Here is a 24,034-nt window from a genome sequence, read left to right as displayed (position 1 = left end):
TTCTCCACGCCTCGTCCTGGGCGCAAATAAATTCAGCCGAGGCTTGACAAGCCTGGGCTGACGATGAGAAGGGAACAGCTTTTACACAGCTTAATAACACAACATATAGGGATTAAAAACGAATGCAGCCCTATATGTGGTGTCTATTAGGCACCAAAGCGGGGTCGTATTTCTTGATCCAGAACAGGTTTTGAGGCGAGTGGCGCAGTTCCCGACCAGCCATAAAAGGTACCACACGAGACCACCTTCAAGCCTGGTGCGGGCTGGCGCCCGATGCCGGCCAGCGAGAAAAAGATTTCCCCTCCGACAGTAATTGACCGGCACCGGCTGGCCCAGGAGTGAACATAATGAATGACAACACCCCTGTGCCGATGGGAAGCCATATGACCAAGCCTTTGTTGCTGCTACTGTTGCTGTGCCCCCTGTCGCTGCGGCTGTGGGCGGCCGAGATCCTGGTGATCAGCAGCTACCATCCCGAGTACCTGTGGGATCAGAGCTACAACGCCAGCCTGGTGGCCAACCTCAAGGGCGAACACCACATCAGCCACTTCTACATGGATACCAAGCGCCGCCCCGCCGAAGAGTTCGACCAGATCGCTGAACGGGCGCTCGCCTACTACCACCAGGTGAAACCGGATCTGGTGGTGCTTGGCGATGACAACGCCATCAACTACCTGGCCACCAGCATCGCCTCCCTCGGCACCCCGGTCGTGTTTCTCGGCATGAACGAGAACCCGCGCCACAAGGGGCTGGTCGGCCACCCCAAGATCACCGGCGTGCTGGAGCGCCCCCTGCTCAAGCGCAACATCAGCGAGATGAGCCAGCTGATGGGGGGGATCAAGAAGGCACTGGTGCTGTTTGATTCGAGCAACGTGGCCCTGACCGCCATCGAGGATGAGTTCAAGACCCAGACCGAGTTGCGGGTCGGCCAGACCCGGGTCAACAGCCAGCTGCTCGGCGACTACGACCTGTGGCAGGAGGCCGTGCTCAACGCCAGGCAGAACGGCTATCAGGCGATCTTCATCGGCCTCTACCACACCCTCATCGATGAGCAGGGTCGCCACGTGGATGAACGCCAGGTGCTGGAGTGGACCAGTGCCCACAGCCCGGTGCCGCTGTTCTGCTTCTGGGAGTTTACGGTGGGCAAGGGCAAGGCCATCGGCGGCCTGGTGCTGGATGGGCACGATCAGGGGGCCAAGGCTGCCGAGCTGGTCAATGCCATTCTGGAGGGAGCCCAGCCCAAGACCCTGGCGCCGCGGGCTGCCCTGCGCGGCGAGTATGTGTTCAGCAAGAGCGAGCTGGCCCGCTGGCAACTCACCCTGCCCGACAAGTGGCGCTACAAGATCCTCTGGCGTGATTGAGCACCTAAACCTCTAGAAAAAAGAACCCGGCATTAAGGCCGGGTTTATAGTCATCAATGATTTCTATCCAGCCATTATTCTTTCAAGACGAGCTGTCTTACGTTTAACATCTTTCTTTATCTGCTCTAACTCAGCTTCACTTTCCTTTAAGGAAACATAATGACTGTATAGCTCAGAACCTAAAAAGTCTGACTTTGAAATATCATCAACATGACCATTCAATATACTTTCAATGATTCCTGACTTATGCTTACACTTCTTACCATAAGAACCTGCAGCACAATCACAAGATAAATTGAATACACCATCATCCTCTTTAAGAATAACGGTATATACATTACCTTCACTTCCATTGACAGAATACTTATAGTCCATTTTCAGACTCCAGAAGAGAGCGTAATTCATCTTCATTGATTATTTTTATGCCTAGCTCGGTCGCTTTTTTCAACTTGCTACCAGCCTTTTCACCCATAATCAACATGTCTGTATTTTTTGACACTGACGTTTTAGATTCACCACCAAGTTCTTTTAACTTTGAATTTATTAGATCTCTCGACATAAACGTAAAACTGCCAGTAATCACAAAAGATTTACCTGCGATAAAACTATCTGTTTTTTGCTCTGGCTCAGAATCAAGTAAATCGTCAACATCCAATAGTGCATGTTTATCAACATAGTGCTTGATAGCATCGAGCAAGGGCTTCTTCTCTTTAATGCCTTTGACAACTGCATCAATCTTTTGCTTACTGATACTGGTACCAGCAGCCGTCGTGATACCAACCAAGTCACCATGTTGCAAACCATTGCACAACTGCTCCAAAGTTATTTCTTTAGAAATTGCTTCAGAGAATGTTTTAGCAATACCGTCAATATTTAAACCTTCAATGATTTTTGCCATTGAAAACTTTCGTTTATACATTCTGGATATTGATACTCCAGACCTTTCTACACGCATAACATCGGCTAGTTCCATAACTGCCTCACTTACTGAGGCAGCACTAAAATAGCTTGATATTTCCGCGTCAATATCTAAGCCGATACCATTTATCTGACTAATAATCCCTCTCGGCGCAGACATTATATTATCCAAACATCCCAGTTCAACTATCAGTCGTTCTGCAACAACTTGACCAACAGATGGAATTCCCAATCCAAATAAAAAATCTATAGAGGATGTTCTGCCAATTTTTTCTTGAATTGCGTCAAATGAATTTTTTGCTGAAATTTCAGCAAAACCATCTAGCGTTAAAAAATCATCAGTATTCAATCTAAATAGATCTGCAGGATGTTTAACTAATCCTCCATCTACTAACTGCTCAATGACCTTATCGCCAACACCTTCTATATCAACCGCATTACGGCTAACAAAATGTTTGAGAGATTCTTTGACTTGAGCTAGGCAATTTAACCCTCCCGTACATTTACGAGTTGCCAGTACTTTTTCGAAGGTTTGGGTCTTTTGTTGGACAATTTTTTTCTCTCGAACAATCTCCGAACCGCACACCGGGCACTCGGTCGGGAACTGGATCGCGCGGGCATCCGCCGGGCGCTGCGCCTCCACCACCGCCACGATCTGCGGGATCACGTCCCCGGCCCGGCGCACGATCACGGTGTCGCCGATCATCACGCCGAGGCGCTCGATCTCGTCGGCATTGTGCAGGGTGGCGTTGGAGACGGTAACGCCGCCGACAAACACAGGTTTGAGCTTGGCCACCGGGGTCACGGCGCCGGTGCGGCCGACCTGGAACTCGACGTTCTCAAGCTCCGTCATCTCCTCCTGGGCCGGGAACTTGTGGGCGGTGGCCCAGCGCGGCGCCCGTGCCACAAAGCCGAGCTCCTCCTGCAGGGGAATGGCATCCACCTTGTAGACCACGCCGTCAATCTCGTAGGGGAGCGCGCCGCGGCGCGCCAGGATGTCGTCGTGGAACGCCTGGCAACCGGCGGCCCCCTCCTTGAGCTTCACCTCGGGGCTGAGCGGCAGCCCCCACTCTTTGAGCTGATTGAGGCGACCGAAGTGAGAGCCACCGAGCTGCTCGCCGCCCACCCCCACGCCATAGGCGTAGAAGGCCAGCGGGCGGCTGGCGGTGATGCGCGAATCGAGCTGACGCAGGCTGCCGGCGGCGGCATTGCGCGGGTTGACGAACACCTTCTCGCCGGCGGCCAGCGCCTTGGCGTTCATCGCCTCGAACCCTGCCTTGGGCATGAACACCTCGCCACGCACCTCCAGCCTTGCCGGCCAGCCCTCGCCACGCAGGGACAAGGGAATGGCCTTGATGGTACGCACGTTCTCGGTGATCTCCTCACCCGTGGTGCCATCGCCCCGGGTGGCGGCCTGCACCAGCTGGCCAGCCACATAGAGCAGGCTCACCGCCAGCCCGTCCAGCTTGGGTTCGCAGCAGAAGGTAAAGCTCACCTCCCGCTTGAGGCGATCGCGCATCCGCTGCTCGAAGGCCTGCAGCTCCTCGCCGCTGAACACGTTGTCCAGACTCAGCATGGGGATCTCGTGGCGCACCTGTTTGAAGGCGGTCAGCGGCTGGCCGCCCACCCGTACGCTCGGCGAGGCCGGCGTCTTCAGCTCGGGATGCTCGGCTTCCAGCGCGATCAGCTCGCGCATCAGGCGATCGTATTCGGCGTCCGGCACCGTGGGGTTGTCCAGCACATAGTACTGATGACCGTACTCGATCAGCAGCTCACACAGTTGACGGTGGCGGGAGAGGATATCGCTCATGAAAAAGTCTCGAAGTGTGATGGAAAAACCGGCCAGCGGACCAATAAAAATGCGGCACCTGGGTACCGCACTTTTTATTCATTCGACCCGCATGGCGTATTAGTCGCGACTGGCCTCGTAGGCGGCCAGCTCATGCCGGTAACGAGCGATGGTCTCGTCGCTCAGCGGGCTGCGATCCATATCGGTCAGCATGGCATCGAGATCGCTGGCCAGCTGATCGGCGGCCTGCAGCATGTCCTCGAAGGCAAACGCAGCGTTGCTGCGCAGCGGCAGCTGCATGAAGAGCGACACGCCCGGGGTGGCGAACTGCTCCATCCGGTACGGGTTGAAGGTGCCCGGCTTGACCATGTTGATCATGGAGAAGAGCACTTCACCCTTGCCGTTCGGATCTTCGTGACGGTGGAAAATATCCATCTCGCCAAACTTGAAGCCCAGCGCCAGCAGGGAAGAGAGCAGGGTGGCCCCTTGCAGATCGTGACCCGGACGGCCCATCAGGTTGATGACATAGACATCCTGCCAGATCTTCTCGACCGGTGCGGCACGCACCGGCTCTTCATAGACGGGCTCCTCGTAGGCAGGCTCGGGGGCTGCATGACGGGGCTGCGCCTGATATTCGGGAGCGGCGACCGGGGCCGGCTCGCGGGCACCGAAAGTGGGTGCGGTCGCGTAGGCGGGCTCGACCAGCGGCTCCTCGTCCAGCGGTTGCAGCAGCGGCTCGCGCTGGGGACGGGAACGGTGGACCGGGGTACGGCGAATGACCTGGGCGGGCTTGCGCACCGGCGCGGCAGGCACTTCCTCGACGGCAGCGGCAACCGGCTCCTCGAACTCCTCCTCGTCTTCTTCATAGACGGGGGGCGGCGGCACGGGGCGGGCGGCAGGCTTGCGTACCACGGGCGGCGGCAGATCGGCGTCGTCATCTTCATCATCGAAGGCGGGCGCAGGCGCACGACGGCTGACTTCCGGCTGGCGGGGCTCATCATGGTGGAGTTTGGGCTCGGCACGACGGCCACCGCTGACCACTCGCACCTGACCGATGCCATCGCTGTCGAAGGCATCGTTGTCACGATCCCGTGATTTGGATTCCATCCGGCCCAGAGGTTTCTCTTTGATCGGTGCCTGACGATTCTTTCTGTTGCTCCACAACCCGTGAATGAGCAATGCCGCGATGGCAATACCGCCCAGGGCAACCAAGATGTAACGCAATTCCTGCATTAGCTGCTTCTCTTTCTAGTTTTGCTCAGCCAAAGCGACGGCTTCACCGATATCGACCGACACTATGCGCGAAACCCCGGGCTCTTGCATCGTGACGCCAACCAGCTGCTCAGCCATCTCCATGGAGACCTTATTATGACTGATGTAAACGAACTGTACTGTGCTCGACATCTCTTTGACAAGAGAACAGAAGCGACCGACGTTCACTTCATCGAGCGGTGCATCCACCTCATCCAGCAGACAAAATGGTGCTGGGTTGAGTCTGAAGATGGCAAAAACCAGCGCAAGTGCGGTTAACGCCTTCTCCCCCCCGGAAAGCAGGGCAATGGTAGCATTCTTCTTACCCGGAGGTCTCGCCATGATGCTCACTCCGGCCTCCAAAAGATCATCGGAGGTGAGCTCAAGCCAGGCACTGCCCCCCCCGAATACTTTCGGAAAGAGGGATTTTAAATCTTCATTGACCTTATCGAAAGTATCCCGGAACCGTATTTGTGTCTCTTTATCAATTCTTTTAATGGCTTGGCTCAAGGTTTCCAGCGCCTGCTCCAGATCCTGACACTGGTTTTCCAGGTAGCTTGAGCGGGTTTTCGCCTCTTCATACTCCTCGAGAGCCGCCAGGTTGATGGCGCCAAGTGCCTCCACCTGTGCCTCCAGCGTCTGGATCTCCTGGCGCAGCTTGCCGCGATCAGCGGCAATCAGCACCGCCTGATCGAGATCTACCAGTCGCACGCCCAGCTCTTCGAACTGCTCGTGCAGCCCCTGCCGGCGCGTCAGGTTGCGTTCACGCTCAAGGCGCAGGGTCGCCAGTTTCTCCTGAATTTGCACCAGCTGCTTGTGATCGGCGCTTCTGGCCTGCTCCAGCTCGGTCAGCTGACGCTCCAGTTCTGCGAGCCGCTGATGACAGGCGAGCTGCTGCGCCTCAAGATTGCGCTGCTCGGCCAGCAGGGGCGACAGATCCTGACCCGGCGCAGCCCCCGGCTCCTTGAGCTCGGCCAGCTCCAGCCCGAGGCGGGCCAGCTCCTGTTCGCGCAGGGCGATGAGCTGGCGCAGGTTCTGCTGCTCCAGTTGCAGCCGCTGACAGGCGGCCTGCTGCTGCTCCCGACGCAGGCGCGCCTCCTCCAGCGCCCGCTCCGCCCCGCTCGCCTGCTCCTGGGCGAGCAGCAGTGCCTCGGCAAGCGCCTCGCCCTGCTCCTGCAGCTCGCCAAGGGCCGCTTCACCCTGCTCAAGCCGCTCCCCGGCCGACGCCAGCCGCTGCGCCTCCTCGACCTGCTCCTGGTCGAGCCTGATCAGCTCTTCGCCCAGCTGGCCGAGGCGCTGCAACCGTTCCTGCCGCTGCCCCTCGCGCAGGCTCCAGGCTTCGCGCAGTTGCTGCCACTGCTGCTCCTGCTCGCGCAGGGTACGCTGAGCCAGCTCATGGGCGCCGTGCAGCTGGGCCCGCGTCGCATCGGCGGCGGCAAGCTGCTCATCGAGCCGGCGCAGCGCCTCCCGGCTTGCGCTCTGCTCGGTGTGCAACCGCTCACGTTCACCGAGCAGCGCCAGGGTACCGAGGGCCATGCCCTCCCCCAGATCCGCCCAGTTGGGACCAAACCAGTCGCCCGCAGGAGTGAGCAGCGACTCACCGGCCGCCAGGCTCGGCTGGCGGGCCAGTGCCGCCTCCCGGCTCTCCACCAGCCAGATGGCATTGAGGAAGGAAGGGATGTGCTCGCCGCCCAGCTGCGCCGCCAGGGTACCGGCAACCGCTGGCTGGGCCGGGCCGATCCAGAGCCCGGACTGCGTCAGATTGCACTCATCCGCCGGGGTGGCGGTGAGCCAGCGGCCGAGCACCTTGTCCAGCCCTCGGGCCCACTCGGGGGGCACCTGCAGCCGATCCGCCAGGGTGGCGCCCGCCATCTGCTCTCCCAGGATCTGATCCAGGGTGGCGAGGCGAGCCTCCAGCTCGCGCAGCGAGCCCTGCTGGTGACCCTGCTCTGTCTTGAGGGCTTCGTGACGGGCCACGGCAGCCTGCCACGAAGCCTCGGACTCCTCATGGCGTGCGCGGGAGAGCGCAAGCTCCGCCGCCAGCGCATCAAACGCCGGTTGCAGGTCCTCCCCTTCCCCGCCGAGGGGCCCGGCCTGTTCATCTTCCAGCTTGAGACGGGCCAGCCGGGTCTTGGCCTGCAGCTCCTGCAGACCGTTCACCTCGGCGCGGGTCTGGTTGAGCCGCCCCTGCAACTGACCCAGCTGCTGCTGCCACTGCTGCTGGCGCTGGCGCGCCTGCTCGAGCCGCTCGGTCGCCGCCGCCCGCACGCTCTGCTGGTCGGTAAGCAACTGCTCACACTGCTCGAGGCGCGCAGACGCCACCTCGCCCTGCAACGTGCTTTCGCTCAGCTGTTCCAGCTGGCTAGCCAGCTGGGCCTTGAGCCCCTCGATACGCTCGCCGAGGGCTTGCCGCCTTGCCTGCCAGTCGCGGCCAAGCTCGCTCTGGTGCAGTTGCTGCTGCTCGAGACGGGCGATGGCCTGCCCGCCGAGAAAAATCTGTTGCTGGCGGCTCGCCTGCTCGGTCTGCGCCTCCTGGCGGGCCACCGACAGGGTGACGTGACGCCCCTCGTCGGCGGTGCGCTTGACATCGAGCGCCGCCAGTGCCTGCTCGGTCTGGGCCAGCTCGGTCTTGGCCTCGCCGAGGCGCGTCTCCAGCGCCCACAGTTCCGAGCCGATCAGCTCGGCGCGGGCGGCGCGCGAACGGCTCTTGAGCTGCTTGTAGCGCTCGGCGGTCTCGGCCTGGGCCTTGAGATGCTCGAGGCGTGAGCCCAGCTCGCCGCGGATGTCGCCGAGGCGCTCCAGGTTCTCCTGGGTATGGCGAATGCGCTGCTCGGTCTCGCGGCGCCGCTCCTTGTAGCGGGAGACCCCGGCGGCCTCTTCCATGAACAGCTTGAGATCGGCGGGGCGGGACTCCACCAGCCGACTGACGGTGCCCTGTTCGATGATGGCGTAGCTGCGAGGCCCGAGGCCGGTGCCGAGAAAGAGGTCGGTCACGTCCTTGCGACGGCACTTCTGGCCGTTGATCTGGTAGTGGTTGGAGCCGTCGCGCAGCACTTCGCGGCGCACCGAGATCTCGGTAAAGCGGCCGAACTCGCCGGGCACCCGGTTGTGGGGATTGTCGAACACCAGCTCCACCGAGGCACGGCCGTGGGCGCTGCGGTTGACGGAGCCGTTGAAGATGACGTCGGTCATGTTTTCGCCGCGCAGATGGCGGGCGGAGCTCTCCCCCAGCACCCAGCGCACGGCGTCGATGACGTTGGATTTACCGCAACCGTTGGGGCCCACCACGGCGGTCATGTCGGCGTTGAGCTCGATGCGGGTCGGCTCGACAAACGACTTGAAACCGGCGAGTTTGATCAATTTCAGACGCATGGCGGCCTATGTGGGTAACGAAATAAAGAGGAGGCGGGCAGGCGACTTTACCAAATCAAAAGCTTGTTTGTAATATGCAGGCAGTTTCCCATGAACAGATGGAGCTCAGATGAGCCACTCACCCCGTATGGTAAAAGACTCGATCAGCGGCGCAGACTACTTCCTGCGCGGCTTCTCGCTCATTCGCCAGCCCGGTATCCGCACCTTCGTGCTGATCCCCCTGCTGGTCAACTTCGTGCTGTTTGCCGGCGCCTTCTATGCCCTGCTGCTGCAGCTGGACGGCCTGTTCGGCTGGCTGCACCAGCAGATCCCGAGCTGGCTCGACTGGCTGGACTATCTGCTCTGGCCCATCGCCCTCATCACCATCCTGGTGGTCTTCTCCTTCCTGTTCAGCTCGGTGGCCAACTGGATAGCGGCCCCCTTCAACGGCCTGCTGGCGGAGAAGGTGGAACAGGCCCTCACCGGCGAGACCGTCAGCGATACCGGCATGCTGGACATCGTCAAGGACGTGCCACGCACCTTCGGCCGCGAGTGGACCAAGCTCAAATACTACCTGCCCAAGGCCATCGGCTGCCTGATCCTGTTCCTCATTCCGGTGGTGGGCCAGACCCTGGCGCCGGTGCTCTGGTTCCTGTTCAGCGCCTGGATGATGGCGATCCAGTACGTCGACTATCCGTTCGACAACCACAAGATCGACTTCATCACCATGCGCGACGCCCTCAAGCAGCGGCGCGGCAAGTGCCTGAGCTTCGGTGCCCTGGTCACCCTCTTCTCCGCCATTCCGGTGGTGAACCTGTTCGTGATGCCGGTGGCCATCTGCGGCGCCACCGCCATGTGGGTCGATCACTACCGCGCCGAACAGCTCAGACGCTGAGCCGGTCGGTGGTGACAGCGGGGCTCCCTTGGGGGCCCCGTTTCATTTTTGCATTATAAAAAATAATGCATAGCCTTCATTGCTTGTCCCCTATAGCGCGAGTTGATAGGATGCGGAGCTTTCTCGCACCCTGGGATATCTCATGTTACATGCACTCTTCTTGCTGGGCCTGGTGGCCGAAGGGATGACAGGCGCGCTGGCCGCGGGCCGGCGACGGATGGATCTGTTTGGCGTGGTGATCATCGCATCGGCGACTGCCATCGGGGGCGGCACCATTCGCGACGTGCTGCTGGGCCATTACCCCCTGCTCTGGGTCGAACACCCGGAGTATGTGCTGCTGGTTGCCGGCGCGGCCATGGCCGGCGTCATCTCGGCGCCGCTGATGCGCTACCTTGGCAAGCTGTTCATGGCGCTCGATGCCCTGGGGCTGGTGGTCTTCTCCATCTTCGGCGCGGCAAGGGCGCTGGAGATGGGCCACGGCGCCGGGATCGCCTGCATCATGGCGGTGGTGACGGGGGCCTTCGGCGGCGTGCTCAGAGACCTGCTCTGCCAGCGCATTCCGCTGGTGTTTCGCCGCGAGCTCTATGCCGCCATCTCGCTGGTGACGGCCGCCATCTACTGCCTAGCGCTGGATCAGGGCCTGCCCAACGACTGGGCCGCCTTCGGTGCCATCGGCATCGGCTTCGTGCTGCGGCTCCTGGCGGTGCGCTTCAAGTGGGGGCTGCCGACCTTCCACTACCAGTACGCCACGCACTGAGCGCGCCAGCTTCTGGCAAGCCGGTACGGATTGCAGCCAACAAAAAAGCGCCGGTCAGGCGCTTTTTTGTATGGGCAACGGGGCTGTGGCTGCCTCAGTTGATCCCTTCCGAGCTGAAGAAGGTCGCCTTGTCGGCGATGAAACGGATCTTGATGTTCTTGCCCTCGTCGCCCCAGAGGCAGCTGGTGGTCCCCAGCGCATCGTCACAACGCTCGGCCTTGCCGAGGATGCTGCTCGCCTCGGCGTAGCTGATCCCCATCTTGAGCTTGTCGTAGTTTTCACGGTTGAGCTTGCCACAACCGGTCAGCAGCAGGGCAATCAGCCCGCCAAGCAAAATATGTTTCATCTGGTTCTCCTCTGCATGGTGTCCAGAGCCTACCAGTTCGGCCACCCCGCTGACCAGTCACCCGCCGGGCAGGAGTGGCCAGCAGCCGGCCGTTACCAGCTGCGCACCGGCCCGGTGTCGAGGTGCACGAAGTTGTCGCTCGGGTAGTAACCGACGCCGCCCACCTTGAGATGGAGCGCCGCCTTGCGCAGGTGCGCCAGCTGTACTCCGGGAATGCGCACATCCACCGCCTGCCCCAGGGTATGGTAGCTGTGCTTGGCCACGGCGCGGCTGCGGCTGCGCTTCTGGCGATTGGTCACGGGGGAGCGATAGCCCGAGATGAGCTGGATTTCACCGTGACGACCCAGCTTGTGCTGCAGCAGGTAGAGCTGGTCGAACAGCTTGCGGTCGATGTTGAATACTTCGTTGCGACGGTAGTCGCGAAAGATGTGGTTGAGCTCGGCCAGCCCGTCTTTCAGGTAGCGGCCGTCTTCCCAATAGCTGGCGCGCACCCGCTCGCCGGTATTGAGATTGAAGAAACTGAGTTCACGTCCTGCCGTACTGCGGCTCGCCGTGGCGGGGAAGGACAGCAGCGAGCCCCCCAGCAGGCAACCAGCACCCAGCAGCAGGCGACGTCGGCTTATCTCTTGATCAAGCATCCCTTGTCCGTCCATCGCTATGTTGAGGTGAAACCGTTGAATGAATTTGATACAGGCGCTTGAAACTACCCGCCGAGCCGGCCGCTGTCAAACCGCAAGGGGCCATGAAAAAGCCCGGCGCAGGCCGGGCTTTTCACTCTGTGGCGAGGATCACAGCAAGCGACTCTGGTAGCTGACTCGATCAAATCCATAGATGTCGTTGCGCAGTTGCTGACGTCCATCCTCGTCGATCCAGCTGCTCCAGTAGACGGTGAACACCGGGATCGGGGTGGTCAGCGGCAGCCACTTGGTCTGGGTCTCTTTCAGGATACTGGCCACCTTGTCCGGCTGATAGCGGGAGTCCGCCAGCAGCAGCTCGGCCAGATCGTCGGCATGCTCCACCCGGATGCAACCTGAGCTGAAGGCGCGCGCGCCCTGCTCGAACAGCGCCTTGCGCGGCGTGGAGTGCAGGTAGATGGCCTCGTTGTTGGGCAGATAGAACTTGTAGCGGCCCAGTGCGTTGTGATCGCCCGGCTTTTGCCGCAGCCGGTAGGGGAAGCCGGACGCCAGCGCCTGCTGCCAGCCCTCTTCGGTGAACTGCACCGGATTGCCCTCGCCGTCGATCACCTCGAACTGCTCGCGATTGAGGTAGGCGGGATCCCGTCCCAGCTTGGGCAGAATGTCCTTGCTCAAGATGGAGCGCGGCACGTGCCAGGCCGGGTTCAGCACGATGGAGCGGATCTCGCTGGCGAGGATCGGGGTCGCCCGCTGCTCCTTGCCCACGATCACCCGGCTGGTGAATACCTCGTTGCCGGACTCCACCACGCTCAACCGATAGTCGGGGATGTTGACCAGCACGTAGCGGGCGCCGGAGAGCTGATCCACCAGATCACGTCGCCACAGGTTGCGCAGCAGCAGGCTGGCGCGCACCTCGGGCCCGGTATTGAGCCAGCTGCGGGTCTGCCGGCCTATGATGCCGTCGGCGGTCAGGCCGTGGCGGCGCTGGAACTGCTTGACTGCTTGCAGGGTCTCGGCGTCGTAGGTGGCGTCATCATGGCGCGGGGCCGTGTCGCCCAGCTCGTTGAGGATGGAGCGGATCTGGCCCAGCTCCGGGGAGACTTCACCGGCCCGCAGGGTCGGCATGGTCAGAGTCGGCCACTTCTTGGCCATGGGCAGCGCCAGCAGCTTGCGCACTTCTTCGCGCACCGCGTCATATTCCGCGACCTGGGGTCTGAGCTGCCTGACCTGCTCCAGCAGGTTGTCGCCGGCCGGCTCGTGGGCCAGCGGCTTGCTGAGGTTGAGCTTGAGGGTCTGCATCTGCTCGCGGGAGACCAGATCCATGGCCCGCCAGGCCTGCTGGAACCGGGCCAACTTGCCGAACGCCTCGTCATAGAGGGCGCCACGCTGATCCGCCGGCTTGGCCTGCAGCTTCTTCCAGAGCGTGTAAAAATCCGGGTGCAACTGGGCCAGCACGGCCTCCTGCAGCTGCAGCTCCAGCTCACGCCTGGCCTGCTCTGCCGTGCTGTTCTGATACCAGTCGTGCTGCATCGCAGCATTGCTCACCACCACCTGGCCCTCGCTGGCCTGTACCATGGCCGCCGGCCAGCAGCCCAGCCAGATCAGGTTTGCCAATGCCAGCCAATACTTCTTCCCCATGCTTACCTCAAGATCGGTTCACTTCAGCCTGTCAGACCCGGCGGTCAAGGCGCTCATGATGCGTGAATGCCCGCGACTTTACTAGCTGGCGGGCGCGTAGCGCCGCCAGATAATGTCATACTCATTTGTTGCTTTAAATTCAGCCAGTTCGCGATTGAACGCGCTGACAAATTCGGGTGACAGCCGCTTCTTGCTGAACATGAAGAAGGTCGGCGCTTCATATACGGCCATGGTGTGGGGGACGATCAGATCGCTCAGCCCCTCCTCCTTCAGGCCCCAGGGGGTGGCCAGCACATCGCCGAGAAAGCCGTCGATGCGCCCCAGCACCAGCTTGCCATAGTTTTGCTCGTCATTGACCACGCTCACCTGGGCGGCATAACGGCGCAGCAACTCGCTGATCTCGGCCCCATAGTAGTAGTCCTTGGTGATGCCCAGGGTATGGCCGCTGGCCAGCCAGCTGGCCAGATCGGTTTCGGGGTAGGAGGATGACTTGCGGATCCAGAGCGCACTGCGGCCTGGATTGTAGGCATCGGAGAACCAGGCATAGCGGGCGCGGTCCTCGTTGAAATAGGCCTCCATGGCGATGTCGACCGAGCCCAGCGACAGACCGTGCAGCACCCGCTTCCAGGGCATCTCCACATAGCTGGCCTTGCAGTCGAGCCGCTTGAGCATGGCGGTGAGCGCCTCGACGGCAAAGCCGCGCAGCTCTTTTTGCCCGGCCGCCGTGCCGGCGTAATAGTGATAAGGCGGCCAGTTGTCAAAACCGACCCGCAAGGGCGAGGGACACAGACTGTTTGCCGAGGCCAGCGGCGCCAGCAAGCAGAGCATCCAGCAGCATAGTTTCAGCTTCATGGGTCATCCTTGACTGCGTGATACGCCATCATAAATCGGCCTAGGCAAAATGGCGACAGATCCTGCCACAGCGATGCAGGCTCCCGGCCGTGTGAGCGGCACCCTCGTTTATGCTTGTCGAAGCCGGGCCTGAAATGCCCCCGGCCTGCGCAGGATCTCCGGCTCGCCAGGGCAGGTAAAATACGGGAACAGCAACATTTGGAACACCGGCCGGGAAGGGGTTAATATGTGACCAAATATATTTTTGTGATCCACTATGCTTTTTTTGCAATTGGATTAGCATATGCGCGAAATCAGCCTACAAACCGTGAGGCGCAGAGAGTGATATGACGTACAAAAAGTTTGGTTTTCTGACCGCCATCATGGCGCTGAGTGGTTTCTACCTTTATACCCTCTACCTGGCCGCCCACCCCAACGTGAGCCTGGCCTACAAGCTCTATTACCTGGAAGGCAAGACCCGCTTCTGGGAGCACAACTCCAGCATGACCTACCAGCCTGGCAACGAGCTCAATCTGACCAAACCGAGCCGTTTCCTTTCCAGCGAAGGCTGGGCCAAGAAACCGAGCGCGGACGGCACCGAACTGAGCGGCCAGGGTGGCCTCTACTTCGTGCTGCCCAAGCAACAGGCACAGCCGGAACAGCTGACCATCCAGGCCCGGGTCAACAGCCCGCAGGCCGGTGCTCTGCTCAAGGTGGCACTGGGTCACGATTTCACCACCACCGTCAAGCTGGCCAAGGCCGGCATCAACGAGATCCGTCTCAGCCTGCCGGGCGAGTCGCTGACCTCGGACCCCAAGCGTCCCAACTTTCTGGCGCTCTCCGCCCCGACTCCGCTCAATGTCCAGTCGGTGCGCTTGACCGTCGCCCAATAAGACGTATTCTCCAATACGCTGTTTTATAAAATAATTTTCCAAATAAGGAAGTTTTCATGTCGCATGCCGATTTTCGACTCTCTCTGATCGTTCCCGTTTACAACGAGGAAGAGAGCATAGATGCCTTCATCAACGCGATAGATAACGAACTGGCGCCGCTCAAGGATCAGCTGGAAATAGTATTCGTCAACGACGGCAGCCGCGACCGCACCCGTGAGGTCGTCGAACAGGCCATCGCCCGCGACCCGCGCGTCACCCTGGTCAACCTGGCCCGCAACTTCGGCAAGGAAGCGGCCATGACCGCCGGCCTGCATCACGCCAAGGGTGATGCCGTGGTGCCGATGGACGTGGATCTGCAGGATCCGCCCGCACTCATTCTCGAATTCGTCAAACTGTGGCAGACCGGCGACTACGACACCGTCTACGGCATCCGGGTGGATCGCAGCGCCGACACCCCGATGAAGCGCCTCACCGCCGGCGGCTTCTACCGCTTCTTCAACGCCCTCTCCACCAGCACCAAGCTGCCGGAGAACGCCGGCGACTTCCGCCTGATCGACCGCAAGGTGGTCGAGGCGATCAAGCAGTTGCCGGAGCGCAATCGCTTCATGAAGGGGCTGTTCGCCTGGGCCGGTTTCCGTGCCGTCGGCGTGCCCTATGAGCGCCCCGCCCGCCACGCCGGCGAGACCAAGTTCAACTACTGGAAGCTGTGGAACTTCGCCCTCGACGGCCTGATGAGCTTCTCCAGCTGGCCGCTGCGGGTATGGAGCTACGTCGGCGTCGGCGTCTCCTTCGTCGCCTTCCTCTACATTCTCAAGATCGTCACCCAGGTGGTCTTCTTCGGCATCGACGTGCCGGGTTACGCCTCCCTGATGTCGGTGGTGCTGTTCCTCGGCGGTATCCAGCTGCTGTCGCTCGGCATCATCGGCGAGTACATCGGCCGCATGTTCGTGGAAGTGAAGCAGCGCCCCGTCTACCTCATCGAAGGGGTATACGGCCAATATGCCAAGCAGGATGAAGAGCCGAAGCAGGATGCCACCACCGGCAGCAAGAAGAGCGCCGGCAAGAAGGCTGCTGCCGCGAAAGCCGCTGATGACCAGCAGGAGCAGGCTTCTCAATGATCTCCCGCGAGGAATTCTGGCGGCTGGTACGTTTCGGGTTTGTCGGCGGGGGGGCCACCCTCGTCGATCTAGGCACCTCCATCGCCCTGTTTCACACCTGGCCCACCATCTCGGAGCACCTGGTGACGACGCTGGCCTTTGCCATCGCCTTCTGGTTCTCCTTCTTCGGTCACCGTTACATCACCTTCCAGAAGCAGGGTGCCGCCAGCAAGTTCTTGCTGGTCGCTCTCTTCTCGCTGGCGGTGCGTAACCTGATATTGAGCGGTCTGCTGTTTGCGGGTCTTTCCGGTCTGTTGCCGGTGGTGATCGCCACCCTGACGGTCACCGTGCTCACCTACCTCCTCTCCAGGATCTGGGTATTTGCCTGATGAATGACATGACTACCTCCATCACCCCTGACAATGCGGGCCCCTATCGCCCGTCACTGGCCATCAGCAGCCGTGACTGGCTGATGATCATCGCCGCCTTCGTGCTGAGCCGGGCCGCCCTCTACGGCATGGGCTATTTCGGTGTCCAGCTCTACGGCTCCCCCGACATAGGCCCGCTGCAGGCCTATTGCCAGTTCGACTGCGTCTGGTTCCAGCGCATCATCGAGAACGGCTACGATCTCTACCCGCGCTGGCTGAGCAAGGGCAATGCGGCCAACTGGGCCTTCATGCCGCTCTATCCGATGATCTCCGGCACCATCTCCAACCTGCTCAACGTCGAGAGCCTGATCGGCCTGATGCTGGTGGCCAACCTGGCGTTCTTCATCAGCCTGCCGTTGATGTTGCTGGTGCTGCGTCAGCTCAAGCTGGGTGACGATACCGCCCGCTTCGGCGTCTGGCTGCTCGCCTTCTCCCCCTTCTCCGCCTACTTCGTCTCCGGCTATACCGAGTCGATGTTCATGGCGCTGATGCTGGGCATGTTCCTGTTCGCCTATCGCCAGCAGTGGCTGATGGTGGCGCTGCTCGGCGTGTTCATCTCCGCCACCCGCAACCTGGGGGTGATGATGGTGTTCCCGGTGCTGATCCTGGCGCTGCAGGCCTACGGCTGGCGCGAGTTCTTCCGCTTCACCGAGCGCGCCTTCAAGGTGGTGTTCACCCTCTGGATGATCCCGCTCGGCCTGTTCGCCTACATGTTCTACCTCTATCACCTCACCGGTGATGCGCTGGCGTTCAAGCACATCCAGGTAGCCTGGGGCCGTTACATGGACAGCCCGCTGGACTGGTGGCTGAGCGGCTTCGAGCTGGGCGGACGCAAATCCTACCTTTCCATCATGGTGATGTTCGGCTGGGCTCTGAACCTCTATCTGTTCAGCCAGAAGCGCTGGGCCGAGGCGACCCTGATGTTCATCTGCTGCACCATTCCGCTGATGACAGGGCTCAACGCCATGCCGCGCTACATGTTCGGCCTCTATCCGACCATGCTGGCCATCATCCTGCTGACCCATCGCTGGCCGGCCATTCGCCCAGCCGTGCTCTGCCTGAGCGGCATGGTGGCCTCCTTCATCGCAGTGGCCTTCGTCAACTTCAAGTTCTTCACCGTGTGACGAAGGTGGCAATGCAACAAGCCGGTCTATCGACCGGCTTTTTTTATGGGCGCGACACCCCGCTCACACTTTTCCATTCTTGAAAACGTAACCATTTGAACTGATGTCACAAATCGACGGTTTGCCTGTCCAAGCCCGCCCTCATGCCTCCTAGAATGAGCCCCATTGACGGCAATCTGGTCCGCTTAACCCCAGCAAGGAATGGCTTATGCGTCGCACTCCCTCGGTTTCTCCCCTCTGGCTCGCCCTGCTGGCCAGCCCCCTCTTCCTCCATCAGGCCATGGCCGCCGAGGTGCGCCTCTACGTGGATGACCAGCCGGTCGGCGCGCCGCTGACGCTGGACAAGGGGGCGGTGCAGCTGACCCATCCGCTCACCAAGGGGAGTCACCAGATCCGCATCAGCGACGCGGGCAACAGCTGCGGCACCAGCTTCGGCCCGAGCGAGGCCAAACCGCTCCCCTTCGGCACCGCCCAGCCCATGGACAAGTGCAGCAAGGGGCAGCACTTCAATCTGCGGGTGATGCTGGCGGGGGATTATCAATTCACCTTCAACCCCGATACCCCCAGCCTCAAGGTGCTGCGAGCCACCAAGAAGAGCGAGTTCAAGCGCCAGCCGCCAGTGGAGCCCTGCATCAGCTGGGATGGCGGCCCGGTTACCGTATCCCTGAAAGGGGTCTGGCCCGACGGCACCCAGCTGCGGGACGCCTACTCCGGCCAGCAAGGGGTGGTCAAGGGCGGCAAGCTGACCCTGACGCCCAGTAAAGAGAGCGGCGGCCTGCTGCTGCTCGAGCCGGTCAAGGCGGCCACGGCGGCCCCCTTCAACTGGGATCAGGCAAGCGTCTATTTCCTGCTGACCGACCGCTTCAACAACGGCGATCCCGCCAACGACCACAGCTTCGGGCGCCAAAAAGACGGTCAGGATGAAGTGGCCACCTGGCACGGCGGCGACTTCAAGGGGTTGACTGCCAAGCTCGACTACATCAAGCAGCTCGGCATCAATGCCATCTGGATCACTCCCATGGTGGAGCAGGTGCACGGTTTCATCGGCGGCGGCGAGCAGGGCAACTTCCCCTTCTACGCCTATCACGGCTACTGGGCGCTCGACTTCACCAAGATAGATCCCAACTACGGCGACGAGGAGAGCCTCAAGACCCTGGTGGACGAGGCCCACAAGCGCGGCATGCGCATCATCCTCGACGTGGTGATGAACCACGCCGGCTACGCCACCCTCGCCGACCTGCAAGATCTGGGGCTCACCGACCTCACCCAGAACACCGGCAAACTGCCGGCCCGCTGGAACCAGTGGCGCCCGAGCGGCGGCCTCAACTGGCATGGCTACAACCAGTTCATCGACTACCAGTCGCCGAAGTGGGGCCAGTGGTGGAGCGGTGACTGGGTGCGAGCCGGCCTGCCCGGCTACCCGCAGCCCGGCACCGACGACGTCACCGGCTCGGTGGCGGGGCTGCCGGACTTCCTCACCGAATCCACCAAGCCGGTGGGGCTGCCGCCGCTGCTGGCGGCCAAACAGGACACCAGGGCCAAGCCACTGCCCAACGCCACCGTGAGCGACTATCTGATTGCCTGGCACACCGACTGGGTGCGCCGCTTCGGCATCGACGGTTTTCGGGCCGATACCGTCAAACATCTGGAGCCCGAGGTATGGGCCCGCCTCAAGCAGGCTGGCACTGCTGCCCTCAAGGAGTGGAAAGCCGCCAACCCGACCAAGAAACTCGATGACCTCCCCTTCTACATGGTGGGCGAGGTGTGGGATCACGGGGTTGCCAAGGATTTCTGGTATCAGAACGGCTTCGATTCGCTGCTCAACTTCGACTACCAGCGCGAGTTCGCCCTGCCCCAGGCCCAGTGTCTGGCCAGCGCCGAGCCCACCTATGCCAGCTACGCCAGCCGCATCAATCAGGATCCCGAGTTCAACGTGCTGAGCTACATCAGCTCCCACGACACCAAGCTGTTCTTCGGCGACTATCAGGACGTACCGCTGCAGCGCCGGGTTGCCAGCAGCTTCATGCTGCTGCCGGGCGGCATCCAGATCTACTACGGCGATGAGTCCGGCCGCGGGCTAGCCAAGGATGGCGGCGTGTTCGATCAGGCACTGCGCTCGGACATGAACTGGCAGGAGTTGGCCGGCGGCGAGAAGGCCGAACTGGTCAAGCACTGGCAGCGGCTCGGCCAGTTCCGTGCCGCCCACCCGGCGGTGGCGGCGGGCAGCCACAAGAAGCTGGCCGACAGCCCCTATGCCTTCGTGCGGGAGAAGGGAGATGACAAGGTGGTGGTGGTGTTCGCCGGCCGTAATCCAGCTTAAGGAATCAAACCCAAACAGAGAGGGGAGCCAGTGGCTCCCCTCTCTGTTTACACCAGTCGTTCATACAGGCGGTTGCGCCAGCAGGTTCACTGCGGCTGATGAGCGGCCGTCGGCCACTGCAGACGCGCCTTGACCAGGGTCTGCTGCCACAGCGGCCAGGCCAGCAACGCCTGCTGATAGGCGCCCGCCTGCCCCGGCAGCTGGATGCCGTAGCTCGCCAGCCGGTAGGCCATCACCGCATAAAAGGCATCGAGGATCCCCGCCTCGCCAAAATAGAAGGGCCCCCGCGCCTGGGACCAGATGGTCTGCAGCCGGGCCAGCTCGCCGATGGCTTCCACCGGCGGTTCGCTGCGGGTCGGGGCGCCGAGGAAGAAGGGCAGCAGGGTGCGAATTTGGCGAAAACCGGCGTGCAACTCGGCGCAGAGGCTGCGGGCCAGCGCCCGCTCGGCTCGCGCTTCGGGATAGAGTCGACGCGCGGGGCAGAGCTCATGCAGGTACTCGGCGATGGCCAGTGAGTCGTGTACCCGCACGCCGTCATGATCGAGCCAGGGCACCAGGCCGGCGGGGGCCAGCCGCTTGAGCCGCTGCAGCTCCTTGGCATCCTCCAGATCGAACACCTGCTCCTGCCACTCCAGCCCGCTCATGGCCAGCACCAGCGCCGCCCGCATCGCCCAGGTGGAGCCGGTGCCCACCGTCAATACCAGAGATCCCATCTATTGCCTCCTGCATGGGTTGTTCATGACCATCCCATCTGCCCCAATGGCACGACATCCGACGGCCGCTTCACATTTGCGCGCCGGCAGGTTTGACCCTCTCCGGGAGCGGTGCTAGTTTGATTTTCCAAAACAATCAGTTAGCAACAATGTGAGCAATGGACAGCCAATTTACCATCGTCATCGCAGATGACCACCCCCTGTTTCGGGGCGCCCTCTATCAAGCGGTGCACATGGCCATCGACGATGCCCAGCTGCTGGAAGCAGACTCCATCGACAGCCTGGCCCACCTGCTGGGTGAGCACCCGGAAGTCGACCTGCTGCTGCTCGATCTCAAGATGCCGGGGGCCAACGGCTTCTCCGGCCTCGCCCACCTGCGCGGCCAGTATCCCGACCTGCCTATCGTGGTGGTGTCGGCTTCGGAAGAACCCGCCATCATCCAGCAGGTGCTGCGGCTCGGTGCGCTCGGCTTCATCCCCAAATCGGCGCCGATGAAGGAGCTGGTCAACGCCCTCAATACGGTGATCGGGGGTGACAACTGGGTGCCGGCCGGCATCTCGCTCCATCCCGAGCCCTGTGAGGGCGCCGATTTTGCCAGCAAGCTCGCCAGCCTCACCCCCCAGCAGTACAAGGTGTTGGTGATGCTGCGCGACGGCAGCCTCAACAAGCAGATCGCCTGGGAGCTCAACGTCTCCGAGGCCACCATCAAGGCCCACATCACTGCCATTTTCCGCAAACTGGGCGTCAAGAACCGCACCCAGGCGGTCATCGCCCTGCAGCAGATGGATATCAAGGACGACTGAGCCCGCCTCATCCCCTCTTGCAGGCCGATTCCCCTCTCGACAAATAGCACGGTCGTACTTTATGCTGCCCCGGTCAATGAAGGAGAGTGCGATGAGCAAGGGCCGGCTGACCCGCGACAACATTTTGCAGACTGCGTTCGAGCAGGCGAGCCAGCAGGGGCTGGAGAGCCTCACCATAGGCTCCCTTGCCAGCGCCTGCGAGATGTCGAAAAGCGGCCTGTTCGCCCACTTCCAGTCCCGCGACAACCTGCAGATCGCCGTGCTGGAGTACGCCGCCGAGGTGTTCCGGGAGCGGGTGATCCAGCCGGTGCGCCAGCAGCAGCACGGCAGCCAGCGAGCGAAGCTGACGGCCCTGCTGCAGGCCTGGCTGGCCTGGAACCAGTGCTTCGCCGGTCGCTGCATGTTCCTCGACGCCTGGACCTCGGCCCAGGAAGGTGAGGTGCAACAGGCCGCCCGCCAGCTGGTGCGTTTCTGGCTCGACTACCTGGCCCGCCAGGTGGTGCAGGGACAGAGCGAGGGCGAGTGGCGCAGCGACATGGATCCCTGGCGCGCCGTCTATCGCCTCTATGGCCTCTATCTGGCGGATCAGGTGTTCAATGCCCTCGATCTGTGTCAGGATCCGGCCTGCCACTTCTGGCCCGAAGTGGAGACGCTGCTGGATGGCTGGCACTGATGGATTGACCTCTCTTTTTTAAAACCGACAAAAAAGCACGACCGTTCGCACATAAAAACCACAGGATGACCATGAGCAGCAAGATCTACTTCAACACCCGCCGCTTCAGCCCGAGCAAATGGCTGCTTGGCCTTGGCACCCGCTTGCATCACACCCTGGCCCCCGCTCATGCCAAGCGCATCGCCAGCAAGCTGCTGCTCACCCCCCAGCGCAACCAGCGGGATGACACGGCGCCGGCCGGACTGGTCAAACAGGCCGTGCACACCAGCGAAGGCACCCTGATGAGCTACCGGCTCGGCCAGGGGCCGGTCTGGCTGCTGATGCACGGCTGGTCAGGCAGCGCCGGTCAGTTCTACCCGCTGATGAGCCACATCGCCGCCCAGGGCTTCACGGCCATTGCCTACGATCACCCGGCCCACGGCCACAGCGCCGGCCATACCGGCCACCTGCCCCGCTTCGTGCGCGCCTTCGACGAACTGGTGGAGAAGATGACGGCCGAGTGCGGCCCGCTGCAGGGCGTCATCGCCCACAGCATGGGGGGGGCCGTCACCCTCTCCAGCCGCCGACGCGAGCTGGATGCCCTGCCGCTGCTGCTCATCTCGCCGGTGCTCGACTATGTGCCCCAGCTCTACGGCATGGTGGCGCGCTCCGGCTACTCCATCCGGCTGTTCGATGCGGTGGTCAAGGAGATTGAGCAGGAGTACCAGCACCCCCTGAGCACGGTCGACCCGCTGGGGCGGCTCGCCGGTCGCAGCGGGCCCGCCATCATAGTGCACGACGAGGAGGATCGCTTCGCCCCGCACGGCGACTCCCTGCGCGCCACTCAGGATGGTCGTACCCGGCTGGTGAGCACCCGCGGACTCGGCCACGGCCGCATCCTCGCCAGTGCCCCCGCATTCGCCGCGTTCGATCAGCTGAGCGCCGCTCGCCACGCCAACTGAACAGCCTCAAAAAGGGCCTGCAAAAAATGGTTGGCAGGCCTGTTTTTATATTTGATACAGCGTCTTATAGTTAAATTGCTCGGTGGCAACACCCCCAGTGGCATGCATAAGGCGCAGTATCATGGCCAAACCCAACACAGCTCTTCTGTTGACCGGTGGTGGTGCCCGCGCCGCCTATCAGGTCGGCGCCCTCAAGGCGATCGCCGAGTTCTATCCCCGCAATCTCGGCATTCCGTTTCCCATCCTGTGCGGCACCTCGGCCGGCGCCATCAATGTCACCGCGCTGGCCTGCTACGCCTCCTGCTTTCATCTGGGAGTGCGCAAGCTGGAGTGGGTCTGGCGCCGCTTCGAGACCCACCACATCTTCGACTTTCACCCGGGGCGTCTGTTGTGGCGGCTGATGTATGAGGGCTCGGCGGGGCTCATCAATCCCCACACCAACCACGCCTTTCACCTGTTCGACAACGCGCCGCTGCGCCGCCTGCTGGATCAGCTCATCGACTATCACCGCATCGATGACAACATCCTCTACGGCAGTCTGGAGGCGCTGGCCATCACCGCCTCCGACTACGACGACGGCCTCTCCACCACCTTTTTTCAGGGGCGAGCCGAGCACCTGCCGTGGGAGCGGGCCAGACGGCGCGGGCTGCGCACCCTGCTCACCTCGGATCACCTGCTCGCCTCCTCGGCGCTGCCGTTCGTCTTCCCGGCCACCCACATCGGCGACAAATTCTACGGTGACGGCTCCATCCATCAGTTGAGCCCGCTCAGCCCCGCCATCCACCTGGGGGCGGAGCGGATCCTGCTGATCACCCTGGATCCGCCGGCGCACACGGCGCCCACCTTCCACCATGGCCACCTGACCAGCTCCAACATCGCCAGCCACCTGCTGGACACCGTCTTCACCGACACCCTCAACTCGGATCTGGAGCGGTTGTGGCGCATCAACCAGACCCTGGATCTCATCCCGGAGCGGGAGCGCAACCGGTTGAAACTCAAACGAGTGGAGACCTGCGTGCTCAAGCCGAGCCAGGATCTCGACCTGCTGGCGCTGGCCTATCTGCGCAAGCTGCCGGTGCATCTGCGCCGCCTGCTGCGGGTACTGGGGGTGACAGGGGACGAGACCAGCAGCCTGGCCAGTTTCCTGATGTTCTATCCCGGCTACTGCCAGCAGCTGATCAAGCTGGGCTACCTGGATACCCTGAACGAGCGCCAGCGGGTCGAAACGTTTCTGGGGATAGAGGAGATAGTACCGGTCGAAGCTTGAAAT

General features: G+C 61.8%; 21 protein-coding genes. 12 read left to right on the top strand and 9 right to left on the bottom strand.

Annotation, left to right across the window (positions count from 1 at the left end; genetic code table 11):
• Positions 1-383: 383 nt before the first annotated feature.
• The gene (locus ACB032_RS13725) at positions 384-1,361 is read left to right on the top strand and encodes an ABC transporter substrate-binding protein (protein ID WP_017787821.1); all 978 of its coding nucleotides are present in this window, start codon (positions 384-386) and stop codon (positions 1,359-1,361) included.
• 63 nt (positions 1,362-1,424) lie between these two features.
• On the opposite strand, the gene ACB032_RS13720 is transcribed toward ACB032_RS13725, so the two are convergent.
• From ACB032_RS13720 to ACB032_RS13705, 4 genes are all read right to left on the bottom strand, one after another.
• The gene (locus ACB032_RS13720) at positions 1,425-1,736 is read right to left on the bottom strand and encodes a hypothetical protein (RefSeq protein WP_279699910.1); all 312 of its coding nucleotides are present in this window, start codon (positions 1,734-1,736) and stop codon (positions 1,425-1,427) included.
• Positions 1,726-4,089: an NAD-dependent DNA ligase LigA gene (ligA, locus tag ACB032_RS13715; protein WP_371138109.1), complete on the bottom strand. Its 2,364-nt coding sequence runs from the start codon at positions 4,087-4,089 to the stop codon at positions 1,726-1,728. Before ligA ends, ACB032_RS13720 begins: the two co-directional genes overlap by 11 nt.
• Before the next feature lie 99 nt (positions 4,090-4,188).
• Complete coding sequence (zipA, locus tag ACB032_RS13710; RefSeq protein WP_011705144.1) at positions 4,189-5,301, bottom strand: cell division protein ZipA; 1,113 nt, start codon at positions 5,299-5,301, stop codon at positions 4,189-4,191.
• Positions 5,302-5,316: 15 nt separating this feature from the next.
• A complete protein-coding gene (locus tag ACB032_RS13705) occupies positions 5,317-8,691 on the bottom strand; it encodes an AAA family ATPase (protein ID WP_371138108.1) in 3,375 nt (1,124 codons plus the stop codon).
• Between the two features lie 109 nt (positions 8,692-8,800).
• Between ACB032_RS13705 and cysZ the strand changes: the two genes are divergently transcribed.
• Positions 8,801-9,565 carry a sulfate transporter CysZ gene (gene cysZ / locus ACB032_RS13700; RefSeq protein WP_011705142.1) on the top strand — a complete coding sequence of 255 codons (765 nt, stop codon included), beginning with the start codon at positions 8,801-8,803 and terminating at the stop codon, positions 9,563-9,565.
• A 142-nt stretch (positions 9,566-9,707) separates the two neighbouring features.
• Complete coding sequence (locus tag ACB032_RS13695; protein ID WP_011705141.1) at positions 9,708-10,322, top strand: trimeric intracellular cation channel family protein; 615 nt, start codon at positions 9,708-9,710, stop codon at positions 10,320-10,322.
• Between the two features lie 94 nt (positions 10,323-10,416).
• On the opposite strand, the gene ACB032_RS13690 is transcribed toward ACB032_RS13695, so the two are convergent.
• The 4 genes from ACB032_RS13690 to ACB032_RS13675 form a co-directional block, all read right to left on the bottom strand.
• Positions 10,417-10,668 carry a DUF3862 domain-containing protein gene (locus tag ACB032_RS13690; protein WP_206819552.1) on the bottom strand — a complete coding sequence of 84 codons (252 nt, stop codon included), beginning with the start codon at positions 10,666-10,668 and terminating at the stop codon, positions 10,417-10,419.
• A 92-nt stretch (positions 10,669-10,760) separates the two neighbouring features.
• The gene (locus ACB032_RS13685) at positions 10,761-11,306 is read right to left on the bottom strand and encodes a DUF882 domain-containing protein (protein WP_029301559.1); all 546 of its coding nucleotides are present in this window, start codon (positions 11,304-11,306) and stop codon (positions 10,761-10,763) included.
• A 150-nt stretch (positions 11,307-11,456) separates the two neighbouring features.
• Entirely contained in the window at positions 11,457-12,941 is a 1,485-nt protein-coding gene (locus ACB032_RS13680) for a murein L,D-transpeptidase (protein WP_017408576.1), read from the bottom strand.
• A gap of 81 nt (positions 12,942-13,022) precedes the next feature.
• Positions 13,023-13,793, bottom strand: coding sequence for an ABC transporter substrate-binding protein (locus tag ACB032_RS13675; RefSeq protein WP_016349903.1), 771 nt, complete (start codon positions 13,791-13,793; stop codon positions 13,023-13,025).
• Between the two features lie 326 nt (positions 13,794-14,119).
• Here ACB032_RS13675 and ACB032_RS13670 point away from each other — a divergent pair, with 326 nt between their 5' ends.
• The 5 genes from ACB032_RS13670 (at position 14,120) to ACB032_RS13650 (ending at position 19,634) form a co-directional block, all read left to right on the top strand.
• Complete coding sequence (locus ACB032_RS13670; protein WP_016349902.1) at positions 14,120-14,665, top strand: hypothetical protein; 546 nt, start codon at positions 14,120-14,122, stop codon at positions 14,663-14,665.
• 56 nt (positions 14,666-14,721) lie between these two features.
• On the top strand, positions 14,722-15,783 hold the full coding sequence (locus tag ACB032_RS13665; protein WP_029303690.1) for a glycosyltransferase family 2 protein: 1,062 nt from the start codon (positions 14,722-14,724) through the stop codon (positions 15,781-15,783).
• Positions 15,780-16,151 (top strand): GtrA family protein, encoded by a 372-nt coding sequence (locus ACB032_RS13660; RefSeq protein ID WP_005303379.1) that lies wholly within the window; start codon positions 15,780-15,782, stop codon positions 16,149-16,151. The genes ACB032_RS13665 and ACB032_RS13660 overlap by 4 nt, the downstream gene beginning before the upstream one ends.
• Positions 16,151-17,314 (top strand): membrane protein, encoded by a 1,164-nt coding sequence (locus tag ACB032_RS13655; RefSeq protein ID WP_011705134.1) that lies wholly within the window; start codon positions 16,151-16,153, stop codon positions 17,312-17,314. Before ACB032_RS13660 ends, ACB032_RS13655 begins: the two co-directional genes overlap by 1 nt.
• Before the next feature lie 208 nt (positions 17,315-17,522).
• Entirely contained in the window at positions 17,523-19,634 is a 2,112-nt protein-coding gene (locus ACB032_RS13650) for an alpha-amylase (RefSeq protein ID WP_371138107.1), read from the top strand.
• An 86-nt stretch (positions 19,635-19,720) separates the two neighbouring features.
• Here the strand turns inward: ACB032_RS13650 and ACB032_RS13645 are convergent, their stop codons facing one another.
• Positions 19,721-20,347, bottom strand: coding sequence for a glutathione S-transferase (locus ACB032_RS13645; protein ID WP_224480109.1), 627 nt, complete (start codon positions 20,345-20,347; stop codon positions 19,721-19,723).
• Positions 20,348-20,505: 158 nt separating this feature from the next.
• Here ACB032_RS13645 and ACB032_RS13640 point away from each other — a divergent pair, with 158 nt between their 5' ends.
• The 4 genes from ACB032_RS13640 to ACB032_RS13625 all read left to right on the top strand — a co-directional run bounded on the left by ACB032_RS13640 (position 20,506) and on the right by ACB032_RS13625 (position 24,031).
• Complete coding sequence (locus tag ACB032_RS13640; RefSeq protein ID WP_005303387.1) at positions 20,506-21,150, top strand: response regulator transcription factor; 645 nt, start codon at positions 20,506-20,508, stop codon at positions 21,148-21,150.
• A gap of 91 nt (positions 21,151-21,241) precedes the next feature.
• A complete protein-coding gene (locus ACB032_RS13635) occupies positions 21,242-21,823 on the top strand; it encodes a TetR/AcrR family transcriptional regulator (RefSeq protein ID WP_257684660.1) in 582 nt (193 codons plus the stop codon).
• A gap of 71 nt (positions 21,824-21,894) precedes the next feature.
• Positions 21,895-22,764, top strand: a complete 870-nt coding sequence (locus ACB032_RS13630) for an alpha/beta hydrolase (RefSeq protein WP_371138106.1) — start codon at positions 21,895-21,897, stop codon at positions 22,762-22,764.
• 121 nt (positions 22,765-22,885) lie between these two features.
• Positions 22,886-24,031 carry a patatin-like phospholipase family protein gene (locus ACB032_RS13625; RefSeq protein ID WP_371138105.1) on the top strand — a complete coding sequence of 382 codons (1,146 nt, stop codon included), beginning with the start codon at positions 22,886-22,888 and terminating at the stop codon, positions 24,029-24,031.
• The last annotated feature ends 3 nt before the right edge of the window (positions 24,032-24,034 follow it).

The sequence above is a fragment of the Aeromonas sp. S5(2024) genome, from assembly GCF_041403025.1.
GTDB classification, from domain to species: domain Bacteria; phylum Pseudomonadota; class Gammaproteobacteria; order Enterobacterales; family Aeromonadaceae; genus Aeromonas; species Aeromonas hydrophila.
The sequence above is the reverse complement of the archived record's forward strand: the minus strand, read 5'-3'. Positions and strand labels throughout refer to the sequence as shown.

What these genes read in the sequence shown, in the direction of transcription:
- ACB032_RS13725 (WP_017787821.1), top strand. Translation starts at nt 384, where the DNA reads ATGACCAAGCCTTTGTTGCTGCTACTGTTGCTGTGCCCCCTGTCGCTG.
- ACB032_RS13720 (WP_279699910.1), bottom strand. Translation starts at nt 1,736, where the DNA reads ATGGACTATAAGTATTCTGTCAATGGAAGTGAAGGTAATGTATATACC.
- ligA (WP_371138109.1), bottom strand. Translation starts at nt 4,089, where the DNA reads ATGAGCGATATCCTCTCCCGCCACCGTCAACTGTGTGAGCTGCTGATC.
- zipA (WP_011705144.1), bottom strand. Translation starts at nt 5,301, where the DNA reads ATGCAGGAATTGCGTTACATCTTGGTTGCCCTGGGCGGTATTGCCATC.
- ACB032_RS13705 (WP_371138108.1), bottom strand. Translation starts at nt 8,691, where the DNA reads ATGCGTCTGAAATTGATCAAACTCGCCGGTTTCAAGTCGTTTGTCGAG.
- cysZ (WP_011705142.1), top strand. Translation starts at nt 8,801, where the DNA reads ATGAGCCACTCACCCCGTATGGTAAAAGACTCGATCAGCGGCGCAGAC.
- ACB032_RS13695 (WP_011705141.1), top strand. Translation starts at nt 9,708, where the DNA reads ATGTTACATGCACTCTTCTTGCTGGGCCTGGTGGCCGAAGGGATGACA.
- ACB032_RS13690 (WP_206819552.1), bottom strand. Translation starts at nt 10,668, where the DNA reads ATGAAACATATTTTGCTTGGCGGGCTGATTGCCCTGCTGCTGACCGGT.
- ACB032_RS13685 (WP_029301559.1), bottom strand. Translation starts at nt 11,306, where the DNA reads ATGCTTGATCAAGAGATAAGCCGACGTCGCCTGCTGCTGGGTGCTGGT.
- ACB032_RS13680 (WP_017408576.1), bottom strand. Translation starts at nt 12,941, where the DNA reads ATGGGGAAGAAGTATTGGCTGGCATTGGCAAACCTGATCTGGCTGGGC.
- ACB032_RS13675 (WP_016349903.1), bottom strand. Translation starts at nt 13,793, where the DNA reads ATGAAGCTGAAACTATGCTGCTGGATGCTCTGCTTGCTGGCGCCGCTG.
- ACB032_RS13670 (WP_016349902.1), top strand. Translation starts at nt 14,120, where the DNA reads ATGACGTACAAAAAGTTTGGTTTTCTGACCGCCATCATGGCGCTGAGT.
- ACB032_RS13665 (WP_029303690.1), top strand. Translation starts at nt 14,722, where the DNA reads ATGTCGCATGCCGATTTTCGACTCTCTCTGATCGTTCCCGTTTACAAC.
- ACB032_RS13660 (WP_005303379.1), top strand. Translation starts at nt 15,780, where the DNA reads ATGATCTCCCGCGAGGAATTCTGGCGGCTGGTACGTTTCGGGTTTGTC.
- ACB032_RS13655 (WP_011705134.1), top strand. Translation starts at nt 16,151, where the DNA reads ATGAATGACATGACTACCTCCATCACCCCTGACAATGCGGGCCCCTAT.
- ACB032_RS13650 (WP_371138107.1), top strand. Translation starts at nt 17,523, where the DNA reads ATGCGTCGCACTCCCTCGGTTTCTCCCCTCTGGCTCGCCCTGCTGGCC.
- ACB032_RS13645 (WP_224480109.1), bottom strand. Translation starts at nt 20,347, where the DNA reads ATGGGATCTCTGGTATTGACGGTGGGCACCGGCTCCACCTGGGCGATG.
- ACB032_RS13640 (WP_005303387.1), top strand. Translation starts at nt 20,506, where the DNA reads ATGGACAGCCAATTTACCATCGTCATCGCAGATGACCACCCCCTGTTT.
- ACB032_RS13635 (WP_257684660.1), top strand. Translation starts at nt 21,242, where the DNA reads ATGAGCAAGGGCCGGCTGACCCGCGACAACATTTTGCAGACTGCGTTC.
- ACB032_RS13630 (WP_371138106.1), top strand. Translation starts at nt 21,895, where the DNA reads ATGAGCAGCAAGATCTACTTCAACACCCGCCGCTTCAGCCCGAGCAAA.
- ACB032_RS13625 (WP_371138105.1), top strand. Translation starts at nt 22,886, where the DNA reads ATGGCCAAACCCAACACAGCTCTTCTGTTGACCGGTGGTGGTGCCCGC.